General features: G+C 56.7%; 22 protein-coding genes, 4 pseudogenes and 1 other annotated feature. Of the genes and pseudogenes, 16 read left to right on the forward strand and 10 right to left on the reverse strand.

Features of this window, described 5'->3' with window-relative positions:
* Positions 1–233: 233 nt before the first annotated feature.
* Positions 234–1,481 (reverse strand): acetyl-CoA carboxylase biotin carboxylase subunit family protein, encoded by a 1,248-nt coding sequence (locus CCGE531_RS31390; protein ID WP_120670865.1) that lies wholly within the window; start codon positions 1,479–1,481, stop codon positions 234–236.
* A gap of 450 nt (positions 1,482–1,931) precedes the next feature.
* On the opposite strand from CCGE531_RS31390, the gene tnpA reads away from it, so the two are divergent.
* The 7 genes and pseudogenes from tnpA (at position 1,932) to CCGE531_RS31420 (ending at position 8,671) form a co-directional block, all read left to right on the forward strand.
* Positions 1,932–2,357, forward strand: coding sequence for an IS200/IS605 family transposase (gene tnpA / locus CCGE531_RS31395; RefSeq protein WP_120670866.1), 426 nt, complete (start codon positions 1,932–1,934; stop codon positions 2,355–2,357).
* 96 nt (positions 2,358–2,453) lie between these two features.
* Complete coding sequence (locus CCGE531_RS31400) at positions 2,454–3,317, forward strand: site-specific integrase (protein ID WP_120670867.1); 864 nt, start codon at positions 2,454–2,456, stop codon at positions 3,315–3,317.
* 4 nt (positions 3,318–3,321) lie between these two features.
* A complete protein-coding gene (locus CCGE531_RS31405; protein WP_120670868.1) occupies positions 3,322–4,509 on the forward strand; it encodes an IS91 family transposase in 1,188 nt (395 codons plus the stop codon).
* Positions 4,506–4,754: a hypothetical protein gene (locus CCGE531_RS34580; RefSeq protein WP_162944139.1), complete on the forward strand. Its 249-nt coding sequence runs from the start codon at positions 4,506–4,508 to the stop codon at positions 4,752–4,754. The genes CCGE531_RS31405 and CCGE531_RS34580 overlap by 4 nt, the downstream gene beginning before the upstream one ends.
* A gap of 258 nt (positions 4,755–5,012) precedes the next feature.
* Positions 5,013–6,548, forward strand: coding sequence for an IS21 family transposase (gene istA / locus CCGE531_RS31410; protein WP_120670869.1), 1,536 nt, complete (start codon positions 5,013–5,015; stop codon positions 6,546–6,548).
* Positions 6,549–6,561: 13 nt separating this feature from the next.
* A complete protein-coding gene (istB, locus tag CCGE531_RS31415; RefSeq protein ID WP_065091859.1) occupies positions 6,562–7,317 on the forward strand; it encodes an IS21-like element helper ATPase IstB in 756 nt (251 codons plus the stop codon).
* Between the two features lie 281 nt (positions 7,318–7,598).
* Positions 7,599–8,671 (forward strand): annotated as a pseudogene (locus CCGE531_RS31420) (IS5/IS1182 family transposase).
* Between the two features lie 176 nt (positions 8,672–8,847).
* Here CCGE531_RS31420 and CCGE531_RS31425 read toward each other — a convergent pair.
* Positions 8,848–9,993: a lysine 2,3-aminomutase gene (locus tag CCGE531_RS31425; RefSeq protein ID WP_120670870.1), complete on the reverse strand. Its 1,146-nt coding sequence runs from the start codon at positions 9,991–9,993 to the stop codon at positions 8,848–8,850.
* 631 nt (positions 9,994–10,624) lie between these two features.
* Here CCGE531_RS31425 and CCGE531_RS31430 point away from each other — a divergent pair.
* Positions 10,625–11,654: pseudogene (locus CCGE531_RS31430) on the forward strand (IS110 family transposase).
* A 208-nt stretch (positions 11,655–11,862) separates the two neighbouring features.
* Here the strand turns inward: CCGE531_RS31430 and CCGE531_RS31435 are convergent.
* Together CCGE531_RS31435 and CCGE531_RS31440 are read right to left on the reverse strand one after the other, a co-directional pair.
* Positions 11,863–13,040 (reverse strand): IS3 family transposase gene (locus tag CCGE531_RS31435; protein ID WP_245459538.1). Its coding sequence is split into 2 segments (ribosomal slippage): positions 11,863–12,749 and positions 12,749–13,040, totalling 1,179 coding nucleotides; the frame shifts between segments, so codons are not numbered across the junction.
* Positions 12,643–12,759 (reverse strand) — a sequence feature (AL1L pseudoknot). (Overlaps the previous gene by 117 nt.)
* A gap of 92 nt (positions 13,041–13,132) precedes the next feature.
* Positions 13,133–13,414, reverse strand: a pseudogene (locus CCGE531_RS31440) (serine recombinase); the annotation flags it as partial.
* 116 nt (positions 13,415–13,530) lie between these two features.
* Between CCGE531_RS31440 and CCGE531_RS35085 the strand changes: the two are divergent.
* The 4 genes and pseudogenes from CCGE531_RS35085 to CCGE531_RS31460 all read left to right on the forward strand — a co-directional run.
* Positions 13,531–13,812 (forward strand): annotated as a pseudogene (locus CCGE531_RS35085) (hypothetical protein); the annotation flags it as partial.
* A gap of 42 nt (positions 13,813–13,854) precedes the next feature.
* Positions 13,855–14,232, forward strand: a complete 378-nt coding sequence (locus tag CCGE531_RS31450; protein ID WP_004126183.1) for a transposase — start codon at positions 13,855–13,857, stop codon at positions 14,230–14,232.
* Positions 14,229–14,576, forward strand: coding sequence for an IS66 family insertion sequence element accessory protein TnpB (gene tnpB, locus CCGE531_RS31455; RefSeq protein WP_120670858.1), 348 nt, complete (start codon positions 14,229–14,231; stop codon positions 14,574–14,576). Before CCGE531_RS31450 ends, tnpB begins: the two co-directional genes overlap by 4 nt.
* A gap of 67 nt (positions 14,577–14,643) precedes the next feature.
* Positions 14,644–16,302, forward strand: coding sequence for an IS66 family transposase (locus CCGE531_RS31460; protein WP_120671016.1), 1,659 nt, complete (start codon positions 14,644–14,646; stop codon positions 16,300–16,302).
* Here the strand turns inward: CCGE531_RS31460 and CCGE531_RS31465 are convergent.
* From CCGE531_RS31465 to CCGE531_RS31475, 3 genes are all read right to left on the reverse strand, one after another.
* Complete coding sequence (locus tag CCGE531_RS31465) at positions 16,283–16,516, reverse strand: DUF6429 family protein (RefSeq protein ID WP_004129017.1); 234 nt, start codon at positions 16,514–16,516, stop codon at positions 16,283–16,285. The two genes, CCGE531_RS31460 and CCGE531_RS31465, sit on opposite strands and share 20 nt — an antisense overlap.
* A gap of 179 nt (positions 16,517–16,695) precedes the next feature.
* Complete coding sequence (gene proB / locus CCGE531_RS31470; protein WP_120670872.1) at positions 16,696–17,541, reverse strand: glutamate 5-kinase; 846 nt, start codon at positions 17,539–17,541, stop codon at positions 16,696–16,698.
* Between the two features lie 78 nt (positions 17,542–17,619).
* The gene (locus tag CCGE531_RS31475) at positions 17,620–18,903 is read right to left on the reverse strand and encodes an acetyl-CoA carboxylase biotin carboxylase subunit family protein (protein ID WP_004128847.1); all 1,284 of its coding nucleotides are present in this window, start codon (positions 18,901–18,903) and stop codon (positions 17,620–17,622) included.
* A 636-nt stretch (positions 18,904–19,539) separates the two neighbouring features.
* Between CCGE531_RS31475 and CCGE531_RS31480 the strand changes: the two genes are divergently transcribed.
* The 3 genes from CCGE531_RS31480 to CCGE531_RS35095 all read left to right on the forward strand — a co-directional run bounded on the left by CCGE531_RS31480 (position 19,540) and on the right by CCGE531_RS35095 (position 21,220).
* Positions 19,540–20,562 carry a C45 family peptidase gene (locus CCGE531_RS31480; protein ID WP_245459540.1) on the forward strand — a complete coding sequence of 341 codons (1,023 nt, stop codon included), beginning with the start codon at positions 19,540–19,542 and terminating at the stop codon, positions 20,560–20,562.
* 164 nt (positions 20,563–20,726) lie between these two features.
* Positions 20,727–21,026 carry a hypothetical protein gene (locus tag CCGE531_RS35090; protein ID WP_245459542.1) on the forward strand — a complete coding sequence of 100 codons (300 nt, stop codon included), beginning with the start codon at positions 20,727–20,729 and terminating at the stop codon, positions 21,024–21,026.
* Positions 21,023–21,220 carry a hypothetical protein gene (locus tag CCGE531_RS35095; RefSeq protein WP_245459544.1) on the forward strand — a complete coding sequence of 66 codons (198 nt, stop codon included), beginning with the start codon at positions 21,023–21,025 and terminating at the stop codon, positions 21,218–21,220. Before CCGE531_RS35090 ends, CCGE531_RS35095 begins: the two co-directional genes overlap by 4 nt.
* A gap of 273 nt (positions 21,221–21,493) precedes the next feature.
* Here CCGE531_RS35095 and CCGE531_RS35100 read toward each other — a convergent pair whose 3' ends face one another.
* The 3 genes from CCGE531_RS35100 to CCGE531_RS31495 all read right to left on the reverse strand — a co-directional run bounded on the left by CCGE531_RS35100 (position 21,494) and on the right by CCGE531_RS31495 (position 24,714).
* Positions 21,494–22,003, reverse strand: a complete 510-nt coding sequence (locus tag CCGE531_RS35100; protein ID WP_348633860.1) for a CocE/NonD family hydrolase — start codon at positions 22,001–22,003, stop codon at positions 21,494–21,496.
* 681 nt (positions 22,004–22,684) lie between these two features.
* On the reverse strand, positions 22,685–23,272 hold the full coding sequence (locus CCGE531_RS35105) for a CocE/NonD family hydrolase (RefSeq protein ID WP_245459545.1): 588 nt from the start codon (positions 23,270–23,272) through the stop codon (positions 22,685–22,687).
* 251 nt (positions 23,273–23,523) lie between these two features.
* Positions 23,524–24,714, reverse strand: coding sequence for a Xaa-Pro peptidase family protein (locus CCGE531_RS31495; RefSeq protein ID WP_004128852.1), 1,191 nt, complete (start codon positions 24,712–24,714; stop codon positions 23,524–23,526).
* A 547-nt stretch (positions 24,715–25,261) separates the two neighbouring features.
* Between CCGE531_RS31495 and CCGE531_RS31505 the strand changes: the two genes are divergently transcribed.
* Positions 25,262–26,365, forward strand: coding sequence for an ABC transporter substrate-binding protein (locus CCGE531_RS31505; RefSeq protein WP_004128854.1), 1,104 nt, complete (start codon positions 25,262–25,264; stop codon positions 26,363–26,365).
* Positions 26,366–26,465 lie beyond the last annotated feature (100 nt).

Genomic DNA, 26,465 nt, shown 5'->3' on the forward strand with positions numbered 1-26,465 from the left:
AGGAAACACTATTGTTGAGTCGCTGAAACTGAAAAAATCAATGGGGCGTAGACGCCGCACACGGCGGAGCCACAATGCACCTGAGAGTCACTAGCTGCGGGTCTTCACAAGCCACGACAGCGCCAGCCCCGCATCGTCGATATCCCTTGCGAGAGCTTATCACGAGCAAATACGAAATTAATGCGGTCCTCGCCGAATGCGTACTGCATCTCAAAAGCTGCTCGAGCAGATGCTTACAATTGTTCCTGTTCGCCAATGTTCGGAAAAGGTGTAATCGACCAACTGATTAGGTTAACGGCACGCTCAAGTATGATCTCGGTCTGACTGCGACTGGGTGAGGTGGCAATGACGTGTCCAATCGAGTCTCGGTCATCGCTTTTCCTGACGAACGGCGTCTTCGGTTTAAGGTACAGTTCAATCTCGGCGACACCGGGTTCAGCGGCTGCCTGCCTATCGCCATCGATCCAATCGAGGATGCCATCGGTATCAGGAACTAGGAATCGTGCGGCCGCCGTCTGCGAACGTCTTCGGCTCAAATCCCATTTCTCGCCTATGACAAGCTTGATGTGCTGATTGATGAGATCGACACCGTACGCCAGCTGAACCAGCCGAGGAGTGGTCCAACCCGGAAGACGCGGATTGACTTCAATAGCGACTGGACCTCGCTTCGTCCACCGCAATTCAATGTTCGCTGGCCCCCAACCAAGACCGAGAGCTCGTAAGCAGCTTAGTGAAACATCGGCGATGCACTTACATTGACCATCAGTTAGGGGCGCCGGAAAGATGCTCTCACGAACGACGAAATGCGGTGGGCTGCCAAACTTGGCGGTGCCAATTGCAACGACCTCATTCCCCATTGTGTCGACACTATAGTATGATCCTTGAGCGAACTCTTCGATTAGTATCCCTGGCGAAGATCGCCAGATGTGCTTACCGCCCAGCAGATAAGTCGTGTGTTCAGCCACCTCCGTGATGTTGCGGCATAATCGGACCCCGCTGCTGCCGCTGCCAGTGACTGGCTTAAGTATCACCGGCAGACCAATCTCCTCTGCAGAGCTTTCAACGTCCGTTGCATCCGTTGCCAAGCGGTAGGCAGGTATTGGAACGCCCGCCCGTGCGAGGAGTTGACGTTGAACGAATTTGTCGTAGCACTGTTCAATCGATGCTGGGTCTGGTCCGGGTAGATCGAAATGGCGGCAGAGCCTCCCAACTGTCACATAGACCGATTCATCTCGGCCCGCGAACCCAGTGATACCCGCGATGTCATAAGTCGCACGTAGCTGGGTACACTCATGAATCATTGCATCGAGATCGCCTGTATCGACACGGATTGCTTGTACCCTTTTTGCCGAAATATAGTCGTACTGAGCTGGGTCAACCGATAGAGTAATTGGTTGAATGCCAAGGCGCTGGGCAGCTTGAATATACAGAGGACCATTACCTCTACTACCTTCAACTAGGATGAGCGCTCTTCTTGCCATTTACGCGGAGCTCCGACGTTGACGCTCTGGATGATCTGAGGGCAAATTGCAAAGTCTCCCTCTCTCACTCAAGGCGTATCTTCAGTTTATGTTAGCGTATCATTGTCGGGGGGTTGCTTGTGCAAAGATTCTGTAAACTTTTGAGGGGCCTATGCAGCGTCTATTTGAAGTTGAATCTGTCAAGTTCGTCAAACGAGGCCAAGGTAGTCGGCCGCGAATTATCCGGAAGTAGTTGATGTTTCAAGTACATCGTACGCGTCCAATTAGTCGGTGTCGCAAGAAAGCTGTCGCATTGCGTCAGGAACAATGGGAGCCAACAAATGTCGAGACCTAGCGTCAGCGGGAGACCCCCCGGCTTTGCCGGGGAGGCAGTAGCAGTTTGACAGTTCCGGCAGTCCATCGATGAAGGTTTGCAGTGTCGCCACCACGCAGACACAAGGACCAACACCGATGGACGCTTATGAAAGCCTAAGCCACAGCGTATTTGAGTGCAAATATCACGTTGTGTTCATACCGAAATACCGGCGCAAGACGTTCTATGGAACATTGAGGCCGCACCTTGGAAAGGTATTCCGCCAACTTGCGCAGCAGAAGGAGTGCCGAGTTGAGGAAGGGCACCTGATGCCTGACCACGTGCACATGCTTTTGTCGATCCCGCCGAAATATGCGGTGAGCCAGGTTGTTGGCTACATGAAGGGCAAGAGTGCGATCCACCTTGCCAGGACCTATGCCGAGCGCAAACGAAACTACGCCGGGCAGCACTTTTGGGCTCGGGGCTATTTTGTCTCGACCGTTGGGAGAGACGAGGAAGCGATCAGGCAATACATTCGCAACCAAGAGAAAGAGGATTTGAGGCTGGAGTGTAGATTGAACTAAGCCGCTAATCGCGGCAATTGGTGCCCGCTTTGAGAGATGCCTCCTGTCTGAGAGGATTTGGGTGTTGCAAACCCACCCTTCAGACAGGAGATCCAGATGGCCGAGATGAGCCCTCTGCGTCGCCGGATGATCGAGGACATGACTGTCCGCAATCTATCTCCGGCCACGCAGCAATCCTATCTTTATGCAGTCGCGAAGTTTAGCCGCTATTTTGGCCGATCGCCGGATCGTCTGGGCCTGGACGACATTCATGCCTTCCAGGTTCACCTCGTCTCGACGGGTATATCCTGGTCCGGATTGAACCAGATCGTCTGCGCACTCCGGTTCCTCTATGGCGTGACGCTCGGCCAGGATACAATCCCGGAGCATATTCCGTATGCGCGAGAGCCTCGCCAGTTGCCGGTTGTTCTTTCCAGCGACGAGGTCGTCGAATTTCTGCAAGCCGTCTCCAGCTTGAAGGCGCGGGTGGCTCTGACAACAGCCTATGCCGCTGGTCTCAGAGTCTCGGAGGTCTGTGGTCTTCGTGCCAACGATATCGACAGTTCAAGAATGGTGATCCACATTACGCGTGGCAAAGGCGGCAAAGCCCGCTACGTCATGCTGTCGCCGGAACTGCTCGGGATCCTGCGCAGCTATTGGCGCTTGGCGCGGCCCCAGGACATTCTGTTTCCTGGGCGCGATCCTGACAAGTCGATCGAGCCGTCGGTGCTGCACGCAGCCTGCCGTTCGGCGGTTGCGGCGGCGGGTCTTTCCAAGCACGTCACCGTCCATACGCTGCGGCATTCCTTTGCCACTCACCTGCTCGAGAACGGCACCGATATCCGCATCATCCAGGTCCTGCTCGGCCACGCCAACCTCTCGACGACAGCGCGCTATACGCAGGTCTCTACCGACACGATCCGGTCGACGGCCAGTCCGCTCGATCGATTACGCCTGGAGGTGACGCCGCCGGAATCGTAATCGGTTGCGCTCCACCTTCGAAGTCGCCGATATCTTTCGACGACATGGGAGCTCCTACAGGCGTGAGAACGCCGGTCATCTTGGCCGCGGCGAGCGACGTGTCATGGGCGCGATCGAAGCCTGCCGCACACCAAGGCTCGGCGGGCACGTCGATGCCTGCGACGATTGCGGCAGGACCCGCATCTCCTATAATTCCTGCCGCAATCGCCATTGCCCGAAGTGCCAAGGCGCGGCCCGCAAGGAGTGGGTCGATGCACGCGTCGCCGATCTCTTGCCGGTCCCGTACTTTCATGTGGTCTTCACGCTACCATCAGGCATCGCCGAGATCGCCTTTCACAACAAGGCGGTCGTCTATGCATTGCTGATGCGGATCGCAGCCCAGACGCTGCAGACGGTCGCCGCCGAGCCCAAGCGGCTGGGTGCCGAGATCGGTATCATCGCCGTGCTTCACACCTGGGGCCAGGCCATGACCCACCATCCCCACGTCCACTGCGTCGTACCCGGCGGCGGTCTCTCACCGGATAAGTCAAAGTGGATCGCATGCCGGCCGGGCTTCTTCTTGCCTGTCCGCGTGCTGTCGCGGCTATTCCGGCGGCTCTTTCTGACGGCCCTTGCTGACGCCTTCGCTCACGGTGAACTTCGCTTTTCCAACGCGCTTGCGCACCTTGCCGACCCCGCCGCTTTCACCTGCCATCTCGCGCACGCTCGTCGCAGTGAATGGGTCGTCTACGCCAAGCCGCCTTTCGGCGGCCCCGACCAGGTGCTCGCCTATCTCGGCCGCTACACCCATCGTGTTGCCATCGCCAACAGCCGCATCGTCGAGGTCAATGACGGCCATGTTGCCTTCCGATGGAAGGATTACCGTAGCAATGGTCGCGACCGCGAGAAGATCATGCGCCTTAACCCGCACGAGTTCATCCGCCGCTTTCTTCTGCACGTGCTCCCTGACGGCTTCCACCGCATGCGCCACTTCGGCTTTCTCGCCAATAGCCACCGACGGGATCGGATCGGTCTCTGCAGGGAGCTCCTCTACACGCCATCACCAGCAGGCGAGCAACCCCAGACCGGCAAATCACAGCACGGGCAGTCCTACGAATGCCCCGACTGCCGGCGTCCCATGCGCAGGACCGGCATCAACGTTGCGCCTGTTTCACCGCCGCAGCCGTCATCGTTCAGGTGCGATACGTCATGATGTCCGGCAAGCCGAATACTGGCCAATATATTCATAAAACCAAACGCCTTTCCGGCGCGCGATACCGCTTGACCCTGGCCACCCCGAAAGACCGACAGGGTGCATTGAGAGTGCAAAAATCGCCGCCAATCGCCCGGCAATCTGCTGGCGACGGTCGCCAGATCAAGCCAAAATTCGGTAGTGCGACCGCCGCACGCGACCAATTTGATATCGCCGTCAAACAACGTGCTCTACTATTCCCATAACAGCGCCAAACAACCCGCGCCTTACTTCAATCCGGCTTATGTGAGGTCGCTCGAGCTTGCCGCGACGACGGATGCGACCTCACATAACCCTCCAGATTCCGATGATTTACCGGACGGCGTTCCAATCAAAAACCGGACACGATTCCGAGAATTAGCCGGACGCGATTCCGATTTGATACCGGACAGTTTTTCAACGTAAGCAGTGCCCCTGGGTCAGCAACCTTGGCATGCATTTCCTTTTGAACTTGAGGAGATGGCATGTCGAAGAGACGAAGGCTGACCATGAGACAACTACGACATTTGCTTCGACTGCGATCAGACGGCGTGAGCGTTCGCGATATTGCCGATCTGCTCGGGATTGCCCGCAGCACGGTGCAGGACGGGATCGGGCGGGCTGCGACGGCAGGGCTGTCATGGCCTTTGCCTGCCGATCTGACTGACGACGTCCTGGAAGGCAAACTTTTCGCCCGGCAAGGCACCAAACAAGGGGTGCGGCGACTACCAGAGCCGGATTGGAGCGTCATTGCGGTCGAGCTGAAGAAGCCCGGCGTGACGCTGACGATCCTGTGGGAGGAATACCGGGCGATTCATCCGGATGGCTACGGGTTCAGCCGGTTCTGCGACCTGTTCCGCGGCTTTGAGCGACGTCTGACGCCAACGATGCGGCAGATCCATATCGCCGGCGACAAGGTGTTCGTCGACTATTCCGGCAAGAAGCTGCCGATCGTCGATCGCAAGACCGGCGAGATCCGCGAGGCGGAGATCTTTGTCGGCGTGCTTGGCGCATCGAGTTATGCGTTTGCAGAAGCAACCTGGACCCAGACCCTACCGGATTGGATTGGCTCGCACGTGCGCATGTTCGCCTTCTTCAGCGGCGTGCCGCGCCTTATCGTTCCGGATAATTTGAAGTCCGGCGTCAACAAGGCGAGCTTCTACGATCCAGAGATCAATCGCAGTTATGGCACCATGGCCGCCTATTACGGCGTCGGTGTCCTCCCCGCACGACCGAGGCGCCCGAAAGACAAGCCAAAGGTCGAGGCCGGCGTTCGTTTTGCCCAAAGCTGCATCCTCGGCCGGCTGCGTAATCAGACCTTCTTCTCACTGGAGGAAGCCAATGCCGCGATCCGCGGAGCCGTCGAGCGGATCAACACGCACGTAATGAAGCGGCTTGGCAAAACCCGCCAGGAGATGTTCGAGACCATGGAACGCCCGGCACTGGCGGCTCTTCCGGCGGAGGCTTACGAATACGCCGAATGGAAGCTGGCGCGGGTGTCGACTGACTATCACGTCGAGTTCGAGCACTATTTCTATTCCGTGCCCCATGCGCTCATCCGCCAGCAGGTGGATATCCGGGCCACGAGCCGCACAATCGAGGTCTTCTTCAAAGGCAAGAGGGTTGCGGCCCACCAACGCCGTTACGGCGGTTCCCGCCACGGAACCGACCCCGACCATATGCCCAGTTCGCACCGCCGTTACGCAGAATGGTCTCCCGAACGCTTCCAGCGCTGGGGTGCATCCATCGGACCTCACACAGAGGGGCTGATCATCGCCATCCTGGCCAACCGTCCTCATCCAGAACAAGGCTTTCGAACTTGCCTCGGCGTGCTGAAGCTCTATCGGGCAATTCCCACGATGCAGGCCGAAGCGGTGTCCGCCCGTGCCGTCGAGATCGGTGGACTGACCTGCAAAAGCATCAGCGCCCTCATCAGCACCTACAAGGCACCAAGACATTCCGCCGAAACCGCCGCCGTCGGTGAGCATGCCAATCTTCGCGGCAAAGCCTACTTTCATTAGGAGACAATCAAAAATGCTGACCAATCCCACCGTCGATACTCTGTACCAACTCGGCCTTTCCGGCATGGCCACCGCTTTCCAGGACCTGGAGAAGCAACCGGAAGCGAGAAGCCTTCAGCATGGCGAATGGCTCGCGATCTTGCTCGAACGCGAGCAGACCACGCGCCGCCAGAAACGCTTCGAGGCACGAGCCCGCGCGGCCAGGCTCCGTCATGACGCCCAGGTCGAGAATGTCGATTTCCGTGCAGCACGCGGTCTCGACCGTAATCTCTTCCTCAAGCTTTCGACCTGCGACTGGATCAGACAGCGGCACTCCTTGCTATTGATCGGACCAGCCGGCGTCGGCAAAAGCTGGCTGGCCTGCGCCCTCGGCCACAAGGCGTGCCGTGAGGATCTTTCCGTCGCCTATCACCGCGTGCCCCGGCTCTTTGCCGCGCTTGCCTTGGGACGAGGCGACGGTCGCTACGCAAAGGTGCTCAAGAGCTTGGCCAAAACCGATCTCCTGATCCTGGATGATTGGGGCCCCGAGAAGCTCAGCGACGAGCAACGCCGCGATCTCCTGGAGATTGTTGAGGATCGCTACGAGAAGCGCTCGACCATCGTTACCAGCCAAATCCCGGTGGACCACTGGTACGATATGATCGGAAATCCCACGATCGCCGACGCCGTGCTGGATCGCCTCGTCCACAACGCCTACCGCATCGAACTTTCCGGTGAGAGCCTGCGCAAACATCGAAACCTGTCAGCCGAGGATGCAACTCAGGCTTGACCAGCCTGATATTCGCCGACAATGATCAACTCAGACCCAGAGACGCTCTACACCGTCCGGCTTCGCCTCGGAATCGCGTCCGGTAAAACGCTGGAATAAGCGTCCGGTCAATGATCGGAAACCCCGTCCGGTTTCATTGGAATACACAGCTGGAGCAACTTGAAATGTGGAAATGATCCGCCTTTAGGCGGTTCCAGCCCGTCGGGACGCAATTGCGTTCCGCTCAAGCCGCTTTGAGCGGCTCATATCCTAAAGCCCCCGGCTTTGCCGGGGGATATTTACTGAACGGCGCGAGACGGGAGCAGGATCCGTTCCGGTCTCGTCTTGATCAGATCATTGATCTGAAGCACGAACTTATCTGGTTGGCGCAGACAATCGATTGGCCGTTCTAGAAGAACGATATGGTGAGATTTATTCGGATGGAGCCGGTATGCCGCCACTACCTCGACAGCCTCTCCAGTATTTCTGCGGCGGGACATTCTTCCAACACACATTGCCGTTCGATCGTTCGTCGCTGATGGCAGCGCAAATGCAGTTTGTCGCATGGCTGGCGCCAACGCATGGGCGAGTAGCGGATAAAGGCGCTTCTGCAGGACAGCTCTTGGTGGCGTCAAGACCGGTGCGATGAAGCCGTCGGACACGCGGCAGGCGATCGTCGATACAATAGTCCAAGAACATGATGTTTCCGACCGCCGCCAAGCTCATTGACCGGGCACGGAGCGGCTCGTGTGGCTGGCTCGCAGGGTGGCGCTCGATCTGCGCCAGACGGCTGGGCAAATTCGCCCTGATCCAGCACCAGCGGTGTGCCCATGCCAAACAGTTCAGGCGGGCTGGGGGTGCTGCGCAAGCTAAGGACCTATCTCGGGCGAACGATCCGCGACATCTCACGCCGACGAAGTCGAATGCATCCGTAAAGGCAAGGCGCACAAGCCTTACGAGTTTGGCGTCAAGTCTCGGTGGCCTCGATACTGAACCGCTCTCCAAAGGCGGCCAGTTCGCCCTCCATGCCATGGCACCGCCAGGCAACCCCTATTATGGGCGCACCCTCGAGACCATCATCCCCGACATGGAGGAGACGATCGGCAACGAGTTGTCCGCATCCTGGCTGATGCCGGATATCGCGGCCACAATGCACCTGAGAGTCACAAGCTGCGGGTCTTCACAAGCCACAACAGCGCCGCGTGACGCCGGCCATCAAACGACAGATGCGACGAGAGCCAGCCGTCGAGCCCGTCATCGGCCACATCAAGAACGAGCATCGGATGGATCGCAATTATCTCGCCGGACAAAAGGAGATGCCGTCGATGCCGTTCTGGCTGCCGTTGGCTACAACTTCTTGCTCCTGCTCAGGTGATTCAGAGACCTGCCTGCTCACCGTCATGCTTTTGGCGTCTCTGCACCAGCGGCGCATGCTTCCTGAAGATCTCAACGTAAAAACTGGTTCTGCCGCACGGCGGGAGAGTTCATCATCGCCGTCCACGGCACTTCCACAGGGAATGATTTGGTAGTTTGCATTGGCGCCCACAGATCTCATCCTTCGGGCAGATCGTCCAACCAACAGGCGCCTTCGAGGTTCGGCCGGGAAAAGATCTTTCCGATCTTTTCTGAAGCCTTGTTTTGGTGATATCGCATATAGACGCGGCCATCAGTTCCAAAGTCGAGAATCTCGATCTTACCTGTGTAATGCGACATGATGTATTTAAATGTCTTTTGAATGCCGCTCAGGCGTTGGTTGATGCCATGCGAAATCTCCAGGCCGCGGCGCAGTGGAACCTGAAAATGCGATGCACCTTTCACCGGCCTGCCTTGAAATAGGTAATATGGGCGGACACCCATATGGTGACACTTGGCGAAGGTCGCGGCCAAAATGTCGGGGTCATCGTTGACTTTCGCGAGAAGCACGCACTGGTTTAGGAACTGCGTACCACGCGCCCGCAATGACCGAATGCTTCGCTCCGCGTCGGCCGAAATTTCGCCGATATGGTCAAAATGCGTAACGATCACTGCGGATTTTCCAGCTACATGGATCCGTTCGAACAAGGCCACTAGAGCAGGATCCTCAAACCTTTGGGGCGTGTAGGCGAGCATTTTTGTGCCAAAACGAATGGAATTCAGATGTGGGAATGGCAGCAGATGATCAAGAATTTCATGGAGGCTGGCGGTGTTGAGCACGAACGGGTCACCTCCTGATATCAGGACGTTCGTCATCTCAGGATGAGCTCCAATGTATCGCGCAATCTGCCCTAGGTCAGCTGCGATTTCATCTGAGTCCTTGCCAACAATGCGTTTGCGGAAGCAATAACGGCAGTATGAAGCGCAGCGGTCCGTTGCAAGCAACAATCCTGTTTGCGCGTACTTGTGCTGAAACCCGGGCGCGACCGTGTTTTCGTGCTCTCCGCTGGTATCCAGAGTGCCGGGACCGTTGAACTCTTCGAATGAGGGCTCGACGATGAATTTAAGCTGATCATAATGACCACTGTTGATGATCTGTTCACGATAGAATTTTGTAACACGATAACGCGTGATGCTGTTTGCTTCCACCTCGGCGGGGGTGACTGCGCGTGCCCCCTCAATGAAATTTATGATCTTGGACGACAACAGCGGGTCCGAACTGATGAGCGGAGCCACTTTTAATTGTTTTGTCGTCTTACCTTGGATAGTTCGAGTGGTCTTCATCTAGAGCCCTTAATTAAAGAAGGCGAGAGGCAATTGTCGTACGGTTCTTCGTTATGCACCTGCAATCAATGTGCCGTCGACGATCTGATTGCTGTCAAAGTGACGCAAAGTCAGGTTACGCAGGCGTCCACAGAATACGAGGGTCTTCAGGGTGTCAGGGCCAGAACAGAAATGGACCCAATTTGACACGGCCAATGTAAGGAATGATTGAGCCGTTGTTTTTCGAAGCACCATCTGATGTTGTTGCCGCCGCGCATGTCATGCGCTTGTCTTGCGGCGTGCTGATTTTTTGGCGCGCGTGGCTGGGGCTTGGCTGGACGCGCTTCTCGCTCTTTCCATAGACGTAGACGCCTGCGTAGAAAGTTTGAACCGCGCCGGGTTTGCCGGAGGCCGTTTGGTTTAAGTTATGCGGCCATGGCTGGCGCGTCCAGCATGGCATAGTAACGTTCTTCGGCTTCGGCAGGCGGAATGTTTCCTATGGGCTCCAGAAGACGCCGGTTGTTGAACATGGGGTAATCGCGGTGCGATCCCCTCTGACAACCAAGTTCATTGCGGGGTGGTTGCCCCCCGATAAGATGGAAAAACGGGCTCACGATCTGCACCAGGCCCAAGCATCGAATGGAGAGCAACCATGGAACAGTATATCGGCCTTGATGTTTCGCAGAAAGAGACCGCGATTTCGATTCGGCAAGGCGGCTCGCGGATTTGGCGAGGCAAGTGCGCATCAGATCCCACAGTCCTGGCAGCAATTATTCGCAAGCAAGCACCCAATGTGAAGCGCGTGGTTTTCGAGACGGGTCCACTCTCGACATGGTTCTACCACGCGCTATCGTCTGAGGGATTGCCTGTGATTTGTATCGAAGCGCGCCACGCGCAGAAAATTTTGAACGAAACGCTAAACAAGACCGATGCCAATGACGCGGATGGATTAGCGCAATTGGCCGAGGCCGGCTTTTACAAGGCTGTTCGCGTGAAGGGCTTCGATGCCATGCTGACCCGCACTTTGATCGGCGTTCGCAAGCAGGTCGCGGGCATGTCGATCCAGCTCAGCAACCAAATCCGTGGTGTGATGAAGACGTTTGGCCTCATCGTGCCAAGGAGCAAAGGCCAGGTATTCGAGGGCACGTTCGAGAACTGCTCGCCGGCAACGACAATCTGGCCAAGGTGATATTACCTCTGGTCGATGCATGGCGCGACATCCGCAAGCATGTTGCCAACTTGGACCGGCAGTTGCTGGCAGCGGCGCGCAACAGCAAGGCAGCCAAATTACTGATGACAATCCCGGGTATCGGCGCCATCACCTCGCTGTCGTTCTCATCCGCGATTGAAGATCCGGACAACTTCAAGCGATCTCGCTCTGTCGGCGCCTGGCTCGGATTGACCACGAGACGATATCAATCCGGAGAAATCGATTACGACGGCCACATCTCCCGTCGTGGAGATAGCCACTTGCGAAGCCTTCTCTACGAAGCGGCGATGGTGATGCTCACGCGAACCAAGTCCCGAAATGACAGTAGCCTCAAGGATTGGGGCTCAGGCTTCGAGAGCGTCTCGGTATCAAGCGTGCCGCCGTTGCAGTGGCGCGTAAGTTGGCCGTCATCATGCACAGGATGCTGAAGATGGGAGAGCCATTCAACCGGTTGGTTGTCGTTCCCGCATAATCCGAGGCCCTAAAAGTCAGAAATTCTGCGCGTCACGATCGTCGCGTGAGAGGTCCCTGCCGCGGACGTGGGTCTGGTCATTCCGTTTAGATTGGATGCAGTTCCTAAAACTGCGTGTTGAACATAGGAAGGCCATTCCTGCGAAGACCATGATGCGGCGGCTCCTGCCGACCGCGGAAACAACCCCGCTCCCGGCCGGTGATTATCCTCACACAAAATCTGGACGAACGGGCTTGACCTGTGCGATGCGATTAAACAACCAATCCACCCATTCGAGTGTGGCGAACTCCACGGCTTCGAAATTGCGCCATGGTCCCCGCCGATGGATGACCTCGGCCTTGTAGAGGCCGTTGATCGTTTCGGCGAGAGCGTTGTCGTAACTGTCGCCGACGCTTCCAACGGAAGGCTCGATGCCTGCCTCCGCCAGCCGTTCGGAATACTTGATCGATACGTATTGAACACCCCTGTCGGAGTGGTGGATGAGACCACCGCGATGGACTGGCCGCCGGTCATGGAGTGCCTGGTCCAGGGCATCGAGGACGAAACCCGCATGAGCGGTTCGGCTCGCCCGCCAGCCGACGATGCGGCGGGCGAACGCGTCGATCACGAAAGCGACGTAAACGAAGCCTTGCCAAGTGGCTACATACGTGAAATCGGAAAGCCACAACATGTTCGGCGCGGGAGCGCAGAACTGGCGGTTCACGCGGTCGAGCGGACATAGAGCGGCCTTGTCAGACACGGTCGTTTTGACGGGCTTTCCACGGATAATGCCCTGAAGACCCATCATTCTCATAAGCCGAGAAACAGTGCATCGAGCTATGTCGAAGCCTTCCCGCTGCAACTGCCGCCATACTTTCCGCACGCCGTAGACTTGGAAATTCTCATTGAACACTCGGCGTATCTCGACCTTCATGGCCGCGTCGCGACGAGCGCGGGCCGACAGGCGGTCCACGTCCGTGCGCTTGGCGATGGCGTCATAGTAAGTGGACGGGGCAATCGGCAGCAGCCTGCAGATCGGCTCGACCCCGAACTTTGAGCGGTGTTCGTCGATGAAGGAAATCATCGCTTCAGTGGGCGGTCGAGCTCCGCCTGGGCAAAATAAGCCGACGCCTTGCGCAAAATCTCATTGGCCTGTCGAAGCTCGCGGTTCTCCCGCTCAAGGGCCTTCATCTTCTCGGCGACGTCGCTTGGAAGGCCTGCTCGTTTGCCGCTGTCAACATCGGCCTTCTTCACCCACTCATGCAGCGTATGTGCCGAGCAGCCAATCTTGGCGGCTATGGATGAAACTGCCGCCCACCGGGATGGATGCTCGGCCTCATGGTCCAAAACCATGCGGATGGCTCGGTCACGAACTTCAGGTGAAAATTTGTTGGTCGTCTTGCTCATATCGGCTCCACTTTCTCACGAGTTGGAGCCTCCGGCAAACCCGGCGCGGTTCAGTTCTTGAGGATGCCGATCACATTGCGATAACGGACTCATGTCCAGACGAAACTGGTCATACGCCCTTCGTCCGACGGCCGTGGGAAGTGAATCTGATCTTTCGTCGTAGACAGCAGCACCTGGCGTGCGTTGCCGTGTTAGTGGAAGCGGGCGAAGATGGATCGGATCACATTTTGCAGACGCAACTCGGGATCAAGCCCAAGCCCCGCCTCTCGACGCAAAATGTAGCCGAACGGCACAGAAAGGCGCAATTCGCCGCACCGCGCTTTCGATCTGGCGGCATCGAGCATTCGAGTTCTTAGCACGCCCAATTCGAACTCGCCTGCTGCCGTTCAACTTCGCCAGAACCGAGGCCGCCTGACACGATACGGTTCCAAACGTTGAGCCGATACCAATCAGCGTGTTGGCGTCAACATGCAGCGAAAGTCACGCTTACGACGAAGGCAGGATGCCGATCGGCAACAATTTGCTGGAACGTGATATCAGAATCTTCGCCACTGGAAGAGAGTTGGCTCGTCTGTCTAGCGACACGGTCCAGGGTGCCAAGGCCAGCGACGTCATTTATAGCCTGATACTGACCTGTCGTGCCTGCCGTGTCGGACCTTCGCCTGGTTGCGGCACGTCCTCACCGCTGCTGCGGCGCCCCGACGATGCCAATATCGTATCCCCACGCCGAGGACCGCCTTGCTTTGTCACGGTGATAGCGATGTTTTGCTGAGGTGAGCGGTATCGCCACGTTGCTAACAACGAGGATAACGACGTGTCTATCCATCAGCTTGAGATTTTGGCGGGCAGTATGCGGCGCCGGAAGTTCACACGAACTTCCAAGGAATCGATCGTTTCGGAGACGCTGACTGGCGAGATGACGGTGACGGAGGTTGCGCGACGTCACGACGTTGATCGGTCACTGGTTTATCGGTGGCGTCGTGAGCTTGGTGTTGCAGAGAGAGCGGAAGAGCCGCGCGCCTTCGTTCCGGTGAAGGTACAACAGGCGCCGGACTCGGCAATGGGAATGCCGGCTGCGACGGCGTCTTCTGCGATCGAAATCCATGTTGGCCGGGGCCGGTCGGTGCGGGTCACTCGTGACTTTGATGCCTCGACGTTGTCGCGCGTGCTTGATGTGCTGGAGGGACGATGATCCCGATCAGTTCGAACGTCAGAGTGTGGATTGCCAGCGGTCACTGCGATATGCGCAAGGGTATGCAGGGGTTGGCTCTCATCGTGCAAGAGGGGCTTAGCCGCAATCCGTTCCAGGGCGACGTTTTTGTTTTCCGCGGGAGAAATGGTCGATTGATCAAGGCCCTATGGCATGACGGTGTCGGACTATCGCTTTATGCCAAACGGCTCGACCGAGGCCACTTTATTTGGCCGGCGACAGTGGACGGAGCCATTGCCCTTACAGCCGGGCAGATGTCCTACCTTCTTGAGGGAATAGACTGGCGAAATCCGCAACAGACATGGCGTCCGACGAGCGCCGGATAGGTGCATTTTGCGGCTCGAACCTTGAAGAAAAGCTATGCAAATCAGTGGTTTGTGGTTTGATCCGGACATGGAAAACGGCCTGGAAAACCACTCCGATTATGCCGCTGCACTTGAAGCAGAGCTGGTCGTGGCGCGTGCGGAGCGCGCCGTTGCCTTAGCCGAACTTGCCGTCGCCAAAGCCAAGGAAGCGGACGATCAAGCCACCATTCTGCGTCAGAAGGTCCATATCGAAAAGCTGCAAAGGCAATTGCGTGGTCAGAAATCGGAGCGGACTGCCAGGCTGATCGCTCAAATGGAGCTGATGCTCGAGGATGCCGAGGCGGCGGCCACCGAGGATGAACTTGCCGCTGAAATGGCCATTGCTGCGGCCGCCCCCATTGCTGTCGCCGGCTTCACACGCAAACGCCCCGTTAAGAAGCCATTCCCCGATCACCTGCCGCGCGAGCGTGTCGTTGTGCCCGGTCCGGTCGCCTGCAGCTGCTGCGGTAGTGACCGGCTGCGCAAGCTGGGCGAAGATGTCACCGAGACGATGGAGAGCATTCCACGCTCCTGGAAAGTCATTCAGACGGTGCGCGAGAAGTTCACCTGCCGCGACTGCGAGAAGATCAGCCAGGCACCGGCCCCATTCCACGTCATTCCCAGAGGCTGGGCAGGTCCAAGCCTTCTGGCGATGATCCTCTACGACAAATTCGGCCAACACATTCCCCTTAATCGTCAGGTGGAACGATTTGCGCTTGAGGGCGTGTCAATCAGCCTGTCGACGGCAGCCGATGCTATCGGTTCTTGTTGCCATGCCCTTGATCCAATCCTGAGGCGGATCGAGGCTCACACCTTTGCAGCCGAGCGGATTCACGGCGACGATACCACGGTTCCGGTTCTCGCAGCCGGCAAGACCGATACTGCTCGGATCTGGACATATGTGCACGATGATGCCGCGTTCGGTGGCACGGCGCCGCCGTCGGCGATGTTCTATTATTCCCGCGACCGCAGCGGTGACCATCCGCAGGCGCATCTGGCCGGCTATTGCGGCATCCTGCAAGCAGATGCCTATGGCGGTTATACCAAGCTCTATCTTCCTGATCGCAGTCCATGTCCGATCTATGAGGCAGCGTGCTGGGCGCACGCAAGGCGACCATTCTTCATCATGGCCGATCTCGAGGCCAATGCCCGGCGCAAGGCTCAGGGCAAACCCGCTGCCGTCATCTCACCAATCGCCATCGAGATGGTGCGCCGGATCGATGCGCTGTTCGAGATCGAACGTCAGATCAATGGCCAGACGGCCGATGAGCGCAAGGCGACGCGTCAGCAGCATAGCAAGCCACTGATCGCCAACATGGAGCGGTGGGTGCGCGAGCAACGTGCCAAGCTGTCTCGCGACAATGATCTGGCCAAAGCGTTCGACTACATGTTGAACCGCTGGGTATCGTTTACTCGTTTCCTCGACGATGGCCGGATCTGCCTGTCGAACAACGCGGCAGAGCGTTCGCTGCGCGGAATTGCATTGGGAAGAAAGGCTTGGCTATTCGCCGGCTCCGACCGTGGTGGTCAACGAGCTGCCGCCATGTACAGTTTGATCGTCACCGCAAAGATGAACCATGTCGATCCGCAGGCCTGGCTTGCCGATGTGCTTGCCCGTATCGCCGACCACCCGGCAAACAGGATCGACGAGTTGTTGCCGTGGGCTTGGAAGGCCGAAAAGGCGGCACCTATTGCGGCGGCCGCGTAAACAGTTCCCGAAACAGCTCCTCTGACCGTTGCAGGCCTTCATCCGTTAAGATCAACGACTTCGACTTGTTCACCGGATCGGCGATCAGCCCCTTCTTGAACAAACGATCCGTCGTCTCCCAGTCCAAACCCTTCCAGGCTCGATACCCGTCATGCAGCGTCAGCCACAACAGCGCCAGCACCGCATCGTCGATCTTGTCTTCGTCGATATCCATTGCGAGAGCTTATCACGTGCAAATACGAAATTAATGCGGTACTCGCCGAATGCGTACCCAATATCGAGGATCTGCTGCCCTTCAACTTCAAAAGCCAGCCAGCATAAGCCGCCGCTCTTCAAAACGATTTACGACGTGCACTGAAAAGAGCGCTACCAATAATCAGCAATGCAGGACGATTATTGAGCCTGCGGTAGGTTGTTGCCACAAGTGTGGCGGTCGCTCCTATCCCTTGCAAACGGGACAAACCAGGTTGATGGGCCACCGTTCTCGATGGCCGACAGCGGGTAAGATTTGTTTCCCTTCGCGATGATCATGTTACACCCGGCATCCATGGCGATCCTTGCTGCCATCAACTTCGTCAGCATGCCACCCGAACTATGACGAGAGACGGAATGACCGGCCATGGCCTCTATTTGGGGGGTAATGCGTCGCACCTCTGTGATCAAACGGGCCGACGGGTTGTCGTGTGGATCTTCCGTGAAGAGGCCATCTATGTTGGAAAGCAAAATAATTATGTCAGCCTGCACCAACTCTGCGAGCTGGGCCGCCAAACGATCATTGTCGCCAAAACGGGTTTCGGCAGTTGCGGTTGTGTCGTTCTCATTGATAACGGGAACGGCGCCAACTTTGAGGATTTGTCGAACAGTTGACAGAACATTGAGTCGGCGATGCGGGTTGCGTAGATCTTCGCCCATCAATAGTATTTGTCCGAGTCCAAATCCAAACCGTTTTAAGCTCTGTTCGAAGGCAAGCATGAGTCGAACTTGACCGATGGCTGCAGCCGCTTGTCGCTCTTCACTTCTCAGAGGAACGTCAAACTCATTGAAGTGACGTGACCCAACCGCGACAGCACCGGAGGTCACGATGATCACCTGCTGCCCACGTGAGAAAAATCGGACCACATCTTCTATCATCGTTTCAAGCCAAGAACCGCGAATGTCTCCGGTTTCTCCGTCGGCAATTAGTGCAGAGCCAATCTTCACGATTATTCGATGAGCGGAAATTAATTGCGCCGTGGTCATCAAGTGTTGCCTCGCTAAAAGGAACGCACGTCTCTGCAATCTACACTGGGCAACTCAATATTCATTGCGAATTGCCCTTTACCTAGAGCCTTTGAGGCTGCTGGAGGAGTTTAACGGCACGGCGTGTTCTTCTTCGCCAGAGGTAGAGAATGGCGTGATCGACCAATCGATTAGACCGACCGCATGCTGAAGTATGGCCTTGGTCTGTGCAAAGCTGGATGAAGCGGCGATCACATGTCCTATGCGGTCCCGGTAGTCACCTTTCCTGACTATCTGCGTCTTAGGCTTAACATAAAATTTGACCTCTACAACGCCCGACACGGCAGCCGCCCGACTGTCGCCGTCGATCCAACTGAGGGTGCCATCGCGATCAGGGAGTAGGAATCGCACGGCTGCAGTCTGGAGATACGTGGTGCGTAAGTCACATTCCACGCCGGTGGCAAGCTTAATGTGCTCGGTTACGAGATCGACACCATAAGCAAGATGAGCCCGCCGAGGATAGGTTCCGCCCGCAATACGCGGATTGACTTCTATTACAACTGGGCCACGCGTCGTCCACCGCAATTCAATGTTGGTTGGCCCCCACCCAAGTCCCAGAGCTCCCAAACAGCGCAGCGCCACGTCGGAGATTCGCTCGTGCTCGTCGTTAGTCAGCAGGGCCGGAAAGATGCTCTCACGAAAGAGAAAATGTGGTGGATGATCGAAATCGGCGGCGCTAATCCCAATGACCTCATTTCCCATCGTGTCGGCTTCATAGAACGGGCCCTGTGCGAATTCTTCGACCAGGATCTTCGGTGAAGACCGCCATGTATGCTTCCCACCTAAAAGATGGGCCGTATGTTCGGCCAACTCGGCGACGTTTCGGCACAGTCGAACACCGATGCCGCCGATACCCCCGATCGCAGGCTTGACCACCACTGGCAGGCCGATTTCCGCGGCACAGCTTTCAACCTCCGCCGCGTTAGTGGCCAGGCGATAAGCAGGTATCGGAACGCCTCCATCAGCGAGCAGGCGACGTTGAATGAATTTGTCGCAACATTGTTCGACCGAAGCGGGGTTTGGTCCCGGTAAATCGAATTGCTGGCAGAGCTTTCCGGCGGTCGCGTAGACCTTCTCCTCGGCGCTTGTAATGCCAACAATTTCGTAGGTCTTACCCAGCCGAGAGCATTCGTTGATCAGCGCATGGAGATTGTCTGTATCGACTTGGATTGCTTCAACACCTCCCGCTGCGAGATAGGGGTACTGAGCTGGATCGGTCGATAGGGTAATTGGATGAAGGCCAAAACTCTTGGCAGCTTGGACATATTGCTCACCAGTACCATGTCCGTTGCCTTCAAGCAGGATGAGCGCTCTTCTTGCCATTGACTGCTGACCCTCCGTTGCGGGATTTGCGGCGGTCCGAGCGTATCCGCATCAACCTTGCTAGCTACGCCCGGCCACAGATCTGCAGTGAACGTACCATCCTCAGCGAATTGCGGACGTAAAGATCTTGTAAATTTTTTGTTTGACGGATCTAGGTGTGCGATGTTTTGATCGGCGCACGGTGGAATGGAGCATCACCCAGCCTACTGGCGATATCGGTAATCACGCGGTCCGAAGAATACTCGTGTACTACCGTCACAATAACGACCGCTCAGACCTTTGCACCCTTGAGTGATCGTAATTGCTTCAGGGATCCTCTCGTTGCCTTGGCTGGCCGGGGTATTGCATCAGCGATCTAGCAAGAGCGCCGTAGAGCCGGGGGCCGACACAGCTTTTCAGTCGGAGAATGAAGCAATTGACTCATAAAGCATTAATTTGTATCAAATGATTTATGCAGGATACTTAGCCTCGACGCGCCGCAATGAATTTGGCTGAGCGGCCTGGCAGCGGAAGGGGAGCCACGACCTGAAAACCAAACGCTCTCCCACTTCTGACGACAGCGCCAGCAGTCTCTCCGAAACATACCGACAGTAAGCGGAAAGCAGAGAACTCAATGACAAAAACCTCATAACCAGTGTGCACGCCAAGGGCGACGCCTTCTCGATTGGTTGTGCGCTCGGGAAGGCCAATGCCACAAGCTTCCTCGAGTATCGGCTTGGCACGGAGCAATTTCGCGCTCTAGATGCTCGATGGCGCGGATCGGAATATTTGAAGAATTTGGAAGCTGCAGCCCGCGCGGCATATCCCCGCTACGTGCGCGAAATCGAGGGTATCGCAGAAGGTGCCGGCAAGGATTTCGAGACCATCTTCCTATTGAATTGCCAGACTGATCTGCAGATTCCAGACGCCGCCTCCGCGGCAAAAGCTGTTGCCGGAATGGGCTGCACGACTGTCCTAATACCAGCTGAATGCAATGGGCCGGCGGTTATCGCCCACAATGAGGACGGCGAGCCCGAATCGCTGGGTGCCAATTTCTGGGTGGAGATTGAGCCCGATGTGGGGCCGGCGTGGAGCAGCTTTATGACCGCGGGCATGCTGCCGGGCGGTACCTTCCGCCTGAACGAGACCGGCCTGGTCCAGACGATCAACGCGATCACCCCGAACGACCAAAAACCTGGCGTGCCCCGACAGGTTCTTTGCCGCGCCATTCTTGATGCTAAAAGTTTGGACGAAGCGGTCGGCATTTTGAAGCGCAATGACCGCTCGTGTGGATTCCATCACACTCTTGGCGATGCGAAGACCCGCAAGGTACTCTCTGTCGAAGCGCCGGCCTCAGGCTGCGTCGTGGTAGAGGTTGCTGAACCGCGAGCGCATGCCAACCATCTGCTCTCCAGCGAGTTCAGTGGGGTGAAGCAGACCATCGGCGCTTCCTCCCGTGACCGACAAGCAGCGGCGGATCGAATGATCGGCGAAGGCGCGTTGGCGGGTGGAGCAGAAGCGGTGCTGTTTGACGAGACCACTCTAATCTTCAAGGATTGGAAAGACTCCCGGACCCTCGCGACGAGTGTTTTCGAGCTTTTTCCAGACCGCATCGAGTGGCGGATACATGCGGCTCGTGACGAGCGAGCTGCACTAAGCGGAACAATGCGCGTCGTCTAATGCGGCCTCAAGTCGCCGAGCGGTGCGACGTCGTCGTCCGGGGACCGAACCCACGGGTGCGTCGGGCAGCGATCAGCCACGTCAAAAAAACTGCAGCCGGTCTGTTCAAGGCCCGGCCAGGTGAAAAATCCCACAAACCCCATTGCGAAGTTGCAAGGAAAGATATGAGCTATCATCTCAGAGACGATCAGTATCAACGGCTCGTCGTATTTCACGAGCGCGCCGGCCGCCTGTCGGATTCCGAAGCCTTAATGGCATTGGCAGACAACGCTTTCCAGGAGGAATTTGGCCACAAGCTCTTTACCCTCCTCAAGGTTGATAGAGCCGCAGGCGTTATGCGGCGGATCTACTCGACCGACCTCATTACAGTCCCCTCGGAGGAACGAAGCCCCTCGCCGATGACGAGTGGAGTAGGCGTGTCGGCGCTGGTCGGCACTTTCTGGGCAAAGATTGCGAAGACATGAAGCGCTACTTTGCCGACCACGAAACATTGATCAAAATGGGCCTCGTGGGTGTATTGAATACCGCAGTCGTTTGGCGGAACGAGGTCATTGGTTGGATCAACCTCTTGGATGCTGCCGAACATTATACCCTCGAGATGTGCGATCTCGCAGGCCTATACGCGCAGGCTCTCGCGCCTTCTTTCCTTGCTAACTGAAATGCACGGCTCGAAACGCGTCGATGTATGCCAGACGCTCAGCATGATCTACATTGACGGCCGGTCGGTTTGGGTCCGCATTCTGTATCGGCGCGGACTTTTGTAGGTAGTTCGCCCGACGGCGCTCCACCCGCACGAGAGTGAATTCTAAAGCTCTCCGCGGCGCTTCGAGCGAAGATGAGACTATCCCAAGTCGGGTCGGAAACTATCACTTTGCTGGAGGCGACGCCGAATTAACGACGCCGCTCTCTTTATGGGAGATGAAGACTGCCCTCACCGTTCAACAACGGGTAAATCGATGTAGCAACCGTGAGGACCGCGATGCAACTTGAGCTGCGGCGGTTCTCCGTCAGCGGGTACATTGGCGAAACTCGTGCTCTCGCTTCCCGCTAGACACACCCTCAAGCTATAGTCCGCTGGTATGAGCGCCGAAATCGGTAACAGTGTAAACGCCAATCTGGTCGGTTCTCCTGGTGTGAGCGGCTCGGCGTCGCTTTCCAAATAGCTTTGTTGTGGTCCGAGCGCGCCGAAAGGCGAGGCAGTCCATACTTTCCGATGACGCGCACGCAACTGGCCTTCTGTAAGGTAGCAGGAGGTCCCATCAGGTTTAACTGCTTCCAAATAGACGAAGAAAATACCGTCTTCACGGGTTGAGGTTATGTTCAGATCCACAACTGGATGCCCGGTGATCTCCAAATCATTCTGCAGCGGTTCGCTCGTATAGGCCAGTCGAGCCGCATCGAACTGTCGCCGATCTCTATAATCGATTTCCCATGTTCCAATGCCACCATTGGTGTCCCATCTGTTGAGAGGACGTCCCCCAGTTCACGGTCAACCTGCAGAGTGTCGTAGCCCGTGTCACTCGGCGATGAGCTCAGGCGCGAGCCACTTGCCATATGCCATCGTTGTCGGACGGCCGGGACTGGCCATGAGCGCGTTGACTTCCAGGATCCCTCGCCGCACGTGTAGTAGTGAATGACTTTATCGGCCTGCAGAGCAGCCTCGCCCGTGAAACAAGCATCAATGAATCGAATATCATTTGCGTGTTGCGCCGCCATGATCGGAGCGCAGTCCTGAACATCAGCACGCAGTGGGTCATATGGTTTGCGGCCGCCATGGTTCCACGGACCAAGAATGATGTTCATGGGTTCGACTGGAGTAGAAATCGCCGGATAGACCCGAGGGGCGACCCAGAATCGAACCAACTGCCCCAATTTTGAATCGGAACCCCCGATTGCGAGATAAGGTCAGCCGACGCCTCGTGGAGAGAAATCGAACCCAGAACGTTTGCTGAGCCAATCGTCAAGGACGTGGTTTGCTCGACCGGCTGGAATGACGGCGCGCGGCCGTGTTCTTGCAGCGCGGTCGTCAACTCCGCTTGGCTTCCCACCGGACGAATTCCCGCACGGAGAGTTGAGGCGCGATCAGCATTGATCTCGCTATTTTTCGTCTCTGTTCAACGATTCAACCGTTGACTCCACCTGTCGAGGTAAGGTTCGGAACACCTCCTGGATAGGTTTCGAAAAAGATATCGTAGTCGACATAGCGCGGCACGATGCCTTTCAGGGCGGGATGATTTCTCGAAGCAATAAGGTCTGCAGAGTTGGCGGTGTAGGACACGCCGTACGCAAGCACATTGCCCGTCGACCAAGGCTGTGCAGCGATCCAGTCTAACACGTAACTAAAGTCGAGGATTTCTTCGCGCGAGCGGTGACCTGGCCAAACGCCGAACGAGGCGCCGGTACCGCGAACATCTCCAACCACCACCGCATAGCCTTCTGGAACGAACAAATCCGCATATTGATTGGACGGCTCGCCCTTCTTTCCGCGCCCATAACAGGTCATAACCAAGATGGTGTTGCGCTTATGATCCGCGCTATCGCCCATCGGACGAACCACGTCCAAAGCGAGCCTGACACCTTCGTGCGCATACACATACGTCGATTCCAATGGGCCGAGTTTCTCTCTGCCTGCAGCTTTGGCACTGAGATCAAGGCGGTATACTGGATTTTCGTTCGGCTCGGCCTGGGCCTGAAAGCGAGAATCGGTCATGCAAACGCTCCTGTGAGTGTGCGACATATGGTTCAGTACGTAGTGTTTTGCGGCATTTGTCTTACCAGTGCAGGGGCGCCGGCCTGGAGGGTGCGGATTGCGGGGCGCGACCGTGTTAGCCAAGCGATCCCACTAGCAGCTTTATGGTAGGCCGTTCGCGGCTCTGGGCGTGCCACCGCTCCACCGGAGCGATGACCAAAGGGCAAAGCGGCAAAATCGCGATCGCGACTAGATTCTGTCGGGACGAAGTGTCACAGAACAGTCTGGCTTCTTAGATCCTTAGACGCCCGTGTCAGCACTTCAGGCTTTTCCCCGATGACGACCGTATCGTCTTGTCGGAAGCCGCCGAGTCCATAAACATACAATCCGGGCTCGACCGAATAAACTTCGTTTTCGAGCAAGGCACGGTGATTGAATGCCATGTCTCCGGGGTACTCGTGGCACAACAAGCCCATGCCGTGTCCTGTCCGGTGCATGATGTAGTTTCCAAAACCCGCTTTTTCGATGATTGCCTGCGCTGCTGCATCAATTCCCGACACCGGTCGACCCGCCACAGCGGCTTCAATTCCAGCTTCATTTGCAGCGAGCGCGACCTCGAAGAAGCGTTCCTGCCGGGTATCCGGCTTGCCACAGAACCAGGTCCGCTCATTCTCCACGACCACTCCATTAATGCGGGGGATAATCAAGTTGATCATCACGTGTCCTTTTTCGAGGATCGCACCGGATCGCTTGCCGTCCCCGTGTGGAGCTGCCGACGGTGGACCCGAGATCGACCACAGGTCGAGCAAGGCAACATCCTGCGCTGGAAAGCGTCGTGCGGCCTCCTGCGCTAACTCGGCTCCCATCATCATATCCAATTCCATCAGGAGCCGACCCGGACGGATACTCTCCCGGTAGCGATCCTGTAACCAGTCGGTCAAGCTCGCTATCTCGCGCATGAGTGCGATCTCTTCGGGATGCTTGACCCAACGAAGCGCTCGAAACTCTTGCGTCTTCATTAGAGGACGGGCCTCAGGTAGCAGCGCGAACGCCTTCTGCAATGGACCGCCACCAACATCGGTCCCGATGCGAGCTCTCCCGAGACCTGCACTTCGTAGTTTTTCGGCAACCATCTCCGGCCATTCATGCACAAGATGCATTCGATTGGAGAGGACTGGATGCTCCGCATAAAAGCTTGTGTCGGATACCCAAAGACGCCCGTCTTCGTGCGCATATCGCCAATTGTTTGTCGAAAGCTCATTGAGGACAACAAACGGCGCGCCGTTCCTCGGGACGACACAGAGAATTGGCCGCTCCCAGGTGGTGACATCCGTCTGGAAGTTGGTCGCGAACTGAAAGAACTCTGTGCTTGCGAAAGCGACAGCATCCAGGTTCTCGCGATCCATCAGTTCATTTAGTAGCTTGTACCGATACTCACGCACATTATTGCCCAAGTATGCCATCTGACCTCTTCTCTTTTCCTGAAAGCTTACCTGGTGTCTTCGACCGGCGGTTCGCAGAGTGAAATGATGCCGATCAGCGACCGCGCTTACGCGGATGAATCGGCCTCTTTGGAACCGAATGAAACATATGAGTCGCTATTGTGTCAATGATCCATTTGAATCAGGTACGGTTAAAAACCACGTCCCGGAAGTCCAGAGCCTGCAGGCGCTCCCGTAGGGCTGGCGTCGGCAGCAGTGTTCGGCAGATGGTAAACTGAGGCGACCAAAGGCTCAGATATCAATAATACGCTTGATGCATATTGAGCGTTATAAAACATTTGTTGCATTCCTTATCGTGTTGCGTTAGGACATAGATGGTAGCGGTCGAGGAGGCTGCTGCCTGAACACTGCAATCGTTTATGCGCCACCGTCTTGGTGAATGCGGGACCGAGTGGAAACGCAGGAACCGCGTGCGTTGGTCTGACATCGCCGGCGTCGTGTTCGCCGTACACTGATGAAGTGAGATCCCCGTGCGCCATGAGCAAGGAATTAACAGAGGGAGAACGAAATGAGCATTCTGATAAATCGCCGGCGGTTCATGCAGGCTACTTCGACCGCAATTGCGGTAGGCGCGTTGGCTTCCGCGGCCGGCCGTGCAACGGCCGCCTCCACCGGCGAGCTCAAAGTCAACATGAGCGGCGGCAACTGGGGCGATGCGGTGATGAAGGCTTACGTCGAGTCCTTTGAGGCCGAGACCGGAGTCAAGGTGACGCGCGTCAATGCGGACTTCTCATCGACACAGATTGCGATGATGGTCGATACCAAAAACGTTTCGGCCGACGTCGTCAACCTTGGTCAAACCAATGTCGATCCGCTTACTGCCAAGGGCTACCTCGAAAAGATCGATTATTCCATCTGGAAGAAGGAAGACCTGGAAGCAATCGCAGAAAACTGGAGGCAACCGAACGGCTTTGCTTCGTACGTATACTCGGTGAATATGGTCTGGAACACGAAGAAGTTCCCGGCAGGAAAGCCCCGGCCGACCACCTGGGCGGAATTCTGGGACGTCAAGAAGTTCCCTGGCGTTCGCTCCATCAATACCGGCGAATACGGAAGTGGGCCTTGGGAAGAAGCATTGCTCGCGGATGGCGTTCCGATGGACAAGCTCTACCCGATGGATATCGACCGCGTGTTTGCAAGCTTGGACAAGATCAAGCCGCACATTCGCAAATGGTGGACGAGCGGGTCGGAAATTCTTCAGATCATGCGAGACAACATCGCCGACATCGTGCAGTCCTATGACGCGCGCGCACTTACCCTTATTGATGAAGGTGGGCCAATCGAGATCAACCGCAACCAGGCGAAACTGACAACGGACTATTGGTGCATCCCGAAGGGCAGTCCGAATGCCGAAAATGCTCAAAAATTTATTGCGCTGACAAGCCGCCCGGACCGACAGGCCGAGTTTGCAAAGCTTATCGCGCAGGGCCCAACGAACAAGAACGCCTTCAAATTGATTCCTGACGATGTCGCCCGAAAACTTGCGTCGCATCCCGACTACGAGGCGATCAGCTTCGCTATGAACGCCAAATGGTATGCCGAGGTTGGATCGGACGGAAAGTCGAACAAGGAGCGGCTTGTGCAGCGTTGGAATGAGTGGATTCTTCAGTAATCCTCTGTCCCCAACGATCTATCGGTGGCGCTCGTCCAGTCGGCGCGGGCCGTCAAAGGTTAGCGCCACCTCTTCCCACTACCTGCCTTACGGGACTGCA

Source organism: Rhizobium sp. CCGE531, from assembly GCF_003627795.1.
GTDB lineage: Bacteria > Pseudomonadota > Alphaproteobacteria > Rhizobiales > Rhizobiaceae > Rhizobium.

Excerpts from the sequence above, each read along its gene's own strand:
- CCGE531_RS31390 (WP_120670865.1), bottom strand. The coding sequence starts at position 1,481 with ATGGCAAGAAGAGCGCTCATCCTAGTTGAAGGTAGTAGAGGTAATGGT.
- tnpA (WP_120670866.1), top strand. The coding sequence starts at position 1,932 with ATGGACGCTTATGAAAGCCTAAGCCACAGCGTATTTGAGTGCAAATAT.
- CCGE531_RS31400 (WP_120670867.1), top strand. The coding sequence starts at position 2,454 with ATGGCCGAGATGAGCCCTCTGCGTCGCCGGATGATCGAGGACATGACT.
- CCGE531_RS34580 (WP_162944139.1), top strand. The coding sequence starts at position 4,506 with ATGATGTCCGGCAAGCCGAATACTGGCCAATATATTCATAAAACCAAA.
- istA (WP_120670869.1), top strand. The coding sequence starts at position 5,013 with ATGTCGAAGAGACGAAGGCTGACCATGAGACAACTACGACATTTGCTT.
- istB (WP_065091859.1), top strand. The coding sequence starts at position 6,562 with ATGCTGACCAATCCCACCGTCGATACTCTGTACCAACTCGGCCTTTCC.
- CCGE531_RS31425 (WP_120670870.1), bottom strand. The coding sequence starts at position 9,993 with ATGAAGACCACTCGAACTATCCAAGGTAAGACGACAAAACAATTAAAA.
- tnpB (WP_120670858.1), top strand. The coding sequence starts at position 14,229 with ATGATCCCGATCAGTTCGAACGTCAGAGTGTGGATTGCCAGCGGTCAC.
- CCGE531_RS31460 (WP_120671016.1), top strand. The coding sequence starts at position 14,644 with ATGGAAAACGGCCTGGAAAACCACTCCGATTATGCCGCTGCACTTGAA.
- CCGE531_RS31465 (WP_004129017.1), bottom strand. The coding sequence starts at position 16,516 with ATGGATATCGACGAAGACAAGATCGACGATGCGGTGCTGGCGCTGTTG.
- proB (WP_120670872.1), bottom strand. The coding sequence starts at position 17,541 with ATGACCACGGCGCAATTAATTTCCGCTCATCGAATAATCGTGAAGATT.
- CCGE531_RS31475 (WP_004128847.1), bottom strand. The coding sequence starts at position 18,903 with ATGGCAAGAAGAGCGCTCATCCTGCTTGAAGGCAACGGACATGGTACT.
- CCGE531_RS35090 (WP_245459542.1), top strand. The coding sequence starts at position 20,727 with ATGAGCTATCATCTCAGAGACGATCAGTATCAACGGCTCGTCGTATTT.
- CCGE531_RS35095 (WP_245459544.1), top strand. The coding sequence starts at position 21,023 with ATGAAGCGCTACTTTGCCGACCACGAAACATTGATCAAAATGGGCCTC.
- CCGE531_RS35105 (WP_245459545.1), bottom strand. The coding sequence starts at position 23,272 with ATGACCGATTCTCGCTTTCAGGCCCAGGCCGAGCCGAACGAAAATCCA.
- CCGE531_RS31495 (WP_004128852.1), bottom strand. The coding sequence starts at position 24,714 with ATGGCATACTTGGGCAATAATGTGCGTGAGTATCGGTACAAGCTACTA.
- CCGE531_RS31505 (WP_004128854.1), top strand. The coding sequence starts at position 25,262 with ATGAGCATTCTGATAAATCGCCGGCGGTTCATGCAGGCTACTTCGACC.